We start from the raw sequence: 4,285 nt of genomic DNA on the forward strand, positions 1-4,285 counted from the left end.
CTCTTGGCCACGCAAGAGAAAAGTGACTCGGTCGCCGAAGGCGATCGACCGCTCTGCACTTGAGCTTCTCTTTCAAGTCATGGGGATTCAACTGCAGCACACACCGTGCGCGGCACCTCAATCCGCGCGCTCGCGTACCGCCTCCATCGTCAACGCGGCCAGCTGGCGCAGGCGGTTGCCGCCGGCGTCGGCGAGCAGTTCCTTGAGGCGGGCGCCCGCATCGTCCTGGTCCAGGCTGTGCCGTTCGGCCAGCGAGGCGGCCAGCGCGCGGCCCATCGAGTCGAAGATCAGCGCGTAGGCGAACGCGTGCAGCACGCCGCCGCCCAGCGTGCCCAGGCCGGGGAACGCCTTCAGCGCGTTGCCGGCCACGGCCAGCACGATCGAACTGCCGCTGCGCAGGGTGAGCTTCGCCTGCTGCACGAAATCCTCGATCTGCACCTCGCTGACTTTCACGCCGTAGAGTTCGGCCAGCGCGCGGGTGAGACCAGTGGCCAGCACGCCCTGGATCACCAGGTCGCTGCCCGGCGCCACCGCGGCCAGCGCGCCGACGATGGCGCGGCGCGCGTACTTGCGCACGATGCGCTCGGCGGCTTCGGCCCGGGTCTGTGCTTCGAGCATGCCGGTGCGCTGGTGCAGGCCGGCCAGTACGGCGTTCTCGCGCAGGTCTTCCAGGCCCTCGGCACCCGGTGCGGTGAGCCGGGCCAGTGCCTGCAGCAGCGGTTCGATCGCCGGCTTGCGCTGGCGTTCCACCGACTCGGTGCTGCCATCGGCCAGCTGGCGCTGGTAGCGCTCGCTGCCGCCGGCGCTGATCGCCAGCACCGCACTGGCGATGCCGCGCGCATGCCGGCGCAGGCGCTCCAGCAACGTCTCCCGCTCGGCGTCGCTCCACTGGTCGGCCTTGTTCAATACCAGCAGCAGGGGTTTGCCGAAGTCGGCGAGCCAGCGCAGTTCGTCGGCCTGGCCCCGGTTGAGGTCGCCGGCGCACAGGTAGATCACCGCGTGCGCCCGCAGCGCCTCTTCGCGAGCCAGCGTTTCGTGCGTCTCGCCGCCGCTTTCGCGGCTGCCCGGCACGTCGGCCAGCACCAGGCTGCGACCGTCGGCGAGCGTACCGTCGTAGTGGCCCACGGCGCGGGTGGTGCCGCCGCGCGCGTCGCTGGCGACCTGCGCCTGCGGGGCCAGCGCGCGGATCAGGCTGGATTTGCCGGTGGAGATTTCGCCGAACAGCGCCACGTAGACGCGTGCGCTGGCGCGGCGGCGATCGAGTTCGCCCAGTTCGGACGCCAGCGCGCCGGTATCCGCGCCGTGCTGGCGCAACTGGCCGATGCGCTGTTCCAGGCTGCCGCGATCGGGTACCGGCAGCGGCCGGCGCTTGCGCCGGGGACGCAGCAGCCACCACAGCACGCTGAGGCCCGCGGCGGCGAACACCAGCAACATGCCGCCCAGGGTCCACTGCAGCCAGGTCGGCAGCTCGAGGAAACGCTGGGCCAGCGCCAGCGCACGTTCGGCGGCGGCGAACAGCAGCCACAGCAGTGCGGCCAGGCTCAGGGCGGTGAACAGCAATCGCAGGCGTCGTGACATGGGGACATTCTAGCCAGCTTGCGTTCGCGCGCCGGCGGGAGCTTCGGCTCGCGCTGGCAGCCCGGTTTTGGCACTATCGGACGGGGCGATCGGGTCGTTGATGGCGCCGGCATGTTGCCGTGCGACTTCGCCAAGGGGAATTATGGGGAGCGGAACGAGATGGTTGGCCAGGATGGCGTTGGCGCTCGCCTGGTTGCTGTCCGGGCTGGCGGCAGCCGCGGTCGCCCCGTCGGCGGGCGCGGGGGCGCGCTCGTCCGATCCGCTGCCGACGCCGCAGTTCCGCCGCTATCAGACCTCCGATGGACTGCCGGGCAGCACGGTGTATGCGGTGGCGCAGGATCACCAGGGCGCGATGTGGTTTGGCGTCGGCGTCGACCTGGTGCGTTTCGACGGCGTGGACTTCCGCGTGTTCGGCCACCACTCGGATGATCCGGCCTCGCTGCCCGAAGGTACGGTGTACAGCCTGTTCGTCGACCGCGCCGGTGAGCTGTGGGTGGGCGGCTTCGGTTCGGGACTGAACCGCTACCGGCGCGACACCGCCGACTTTGCGCATTGGCGGCACGATCCGGCCGACCCGCGCAGCCTGGCCAGCGACAACGTCTGGTCGACGACGCAGACCGTGGACGGCACGCTGTGGGTGGCCACGGATGCCGGACTGGACCGGATGCTTCCCGACGGCCGGCATTTCGAGCATGTCGGCAATCCGCTGGAGAAGGACCCCGCCACGGGATTCGGTGCCGTGCGTGCCCTGCTGGCACGGCCGGACGGAAGCTTGTGGATCGGCTCCAGCCAGGGCCTGTTCGTGCGCGGGGCGGATGGCCGCGTGCGCCAGGTGACGATCGATCCGCACCTGCAGAATCTCAAGATCTGGCGCATCCAGGCCGATGGCGACGACGTGCGCATCGCCGTGCGTGGCGGCCTGCTGCGAATGGATGCCAGCGGCGCGGCGATGCTGTACCAGCCCGCGCAGATCCCCGCCACCGACGTGTACAGCAGCACGCTGGACCAGGCGGGCAACCTGTGGATCAGCACGCGCAGCGGGCTCTATCTGGACGACGGCCGGGCGCAGATCCACGCCATCGCCGGCCAGCCCTTGCTGCTGGGCAGCCTGCCGGCACAGCAGGTGTGGCAGTCGCTGTGCGACAGCGAAGGCGGGCTGTGGTTCGTGATGGGCGATGGCGGCATTGCCTACCTGGCGCCGGGCTGGAACCAGTTCACCCGCTTCACCCACGTGCCGGATGATCCGCACAGCCTGCGCGACAACATGGCGTCGTCGGTGCTGGCTGGCGCGGATGGCTGGTTATGGGTGGGCGGACACGAACTGGTCGACCAGCTCGACCCGGTCACCGGCGACGTGCGGCACGTGGTCTCGGGCCTGCAGGGCAACGTGCTGGACATGGTGGAGGACGCGCGCCAGCGGCTGTGGATCGTCAGCGAAGGCGGCGTCTATCGCTATGCCGGCGGCAAGTTGCAGCAGGTGGATGTGGCTGCCGCAGGCGCCACCCATCCGCGTCGCGTGGCCGTGGGACCGGATCAGCGCATGTACCTGGTGTCCAATCGCGACGGCCTGTTCCGCATCGATCCGGACACCATGGCGGTCGATCCGCAGCCGGTGGCGCCCGCCGACGAAACCGGCTTCGTCGGCAACCGGCTGACCCGCTGGAACAGCCTGGGCTGGTACGTCGACAAGGGCACGCTGCTGCGCTGGCAGGCGGCTGCCGGCAAGCTCGAACCGGTCGCCGGCCTGTCGGACGAAGGCTATGTCTACGCGCTCGAGGTCACCGCCGATGGGTTCTGGGCAGCGCGCAACAAGATGTTCGAGCGCTACCGGCTGGACGGCGACAAGGTGGTGCGCGAACAACTGGTGCCGATTCCGCCGAGCTGGCCGTCGATGGTGCTGATCGCCCTGCACGTCGACCACGAGGGACGTTTCTGGCTGTTCTGCAAGAACGGCCTGTGGCGGTTCGACCCGGCCAGCGGCGAGCTGAAATCCTTCGGCCTGCGCAATGGCCTGGTCAATGGCGAGGTGCGCGGCGACTCGCCGGCGATGATGCCCGACGGCACCATCTACGTGGCCAGCCTGGGTGGCGTGTTCGGTTTCCAGCCGGACCGCGTGCCTGCCATCGCCGGCCCGGCGGGCGTGGTGATCACCGCGGCCAGCGTGCGCCGCGACGGCGCGATCCATGAGCTGCCAATCCAGGCGGCGCCGATCCAGCTTGCCTGGAGCGACCGCGAGCTGCGCTTCGAGGCGCGCTCCGGTTCGTACGTGGACCCGGGTGCCAATCGCTATCGTTTCCGCTTGCGGGGGTTCGACCGCAACTGGGTCGACACCGGCAACCACGGCGAGCGCGAGTTCGCCGGTCTGGGCGCGGGCGACTACACGCTGGAAGTGCAGGCCGCCGGCGCCAACGGGCGCTGGGCCGACCTGCAGCAGCCGCTGCGCATCCACGTCGAAGCGCCGCCGTGGCAGCGCTGGTGGGCGTGGCTGGCCTACCTGTTGCTGCTGGCGGTCCTGGTCGGCGTGATCCTGCGCGGTTGGCGCCGGCGCCTGGCGCAGCGTCATCACATGCAATTGGTCGACCAGCAGCGGCAGATGGCCGAGGCGGCCAGCGCGGCGAAGACCCAGTTCCTGGCCACGTTGAGCCACGAGATCCGCACGCCGATGACCGGCGTGATGGGCATGGCCGAACTGCTGCTGAGCACGCCG

2 protein-coding genes are annotated in these 4,285 nt (G+C 70.2%); one reads left to right on the forward strand and one right to left on the reverse strand.

Annotated features, from left to right (window positions below; genetic code table 11):
• Window positions 1–117 precede the first annotated feature (117 nt).
• Entirely contained in the window at window positions 118–1,578 is a 1,461-nt protein-coding gene (locus tag ASD82_RS00095) for a GTPase (RefSeq protein WP_056713627.1), read from the reverse strand.
• 172 nt (window positions 1,579–1,750) lie between these two features.
• Here ASD82_RS00095 and ASD82_RS00100 point away from each other — a divergent pair.
• Window positions 1,751–4,285 (forward strand): hybrid sensor histidine kinase/response regulator (locus tag ASD82_RS00100; protein WP_056713630.1); only part of this gene is annotated, 2,535 nt, incomplete at its 3' end.

The organism is Rhodanobacter sp. Root179 (assembly GCF_001428465.1).
In the GTDB taxonomy this organism is placed as follows: domain Bacteria; phylum Pseudomonadota; class Gammaproteobacteria; order Xanthomonadales; family Rhodanobacteraceae; genus Rhodanobacter.

Coding starts and splice junctions, on each gene's coding strand:
- ASD82_RS00095 (WP_056713627.1), bottom strand. CDS start 1,578: ATGTCACGACGCCTGCGATTGCTGTTCACCGCCCTGAGCCTGGCCGCA.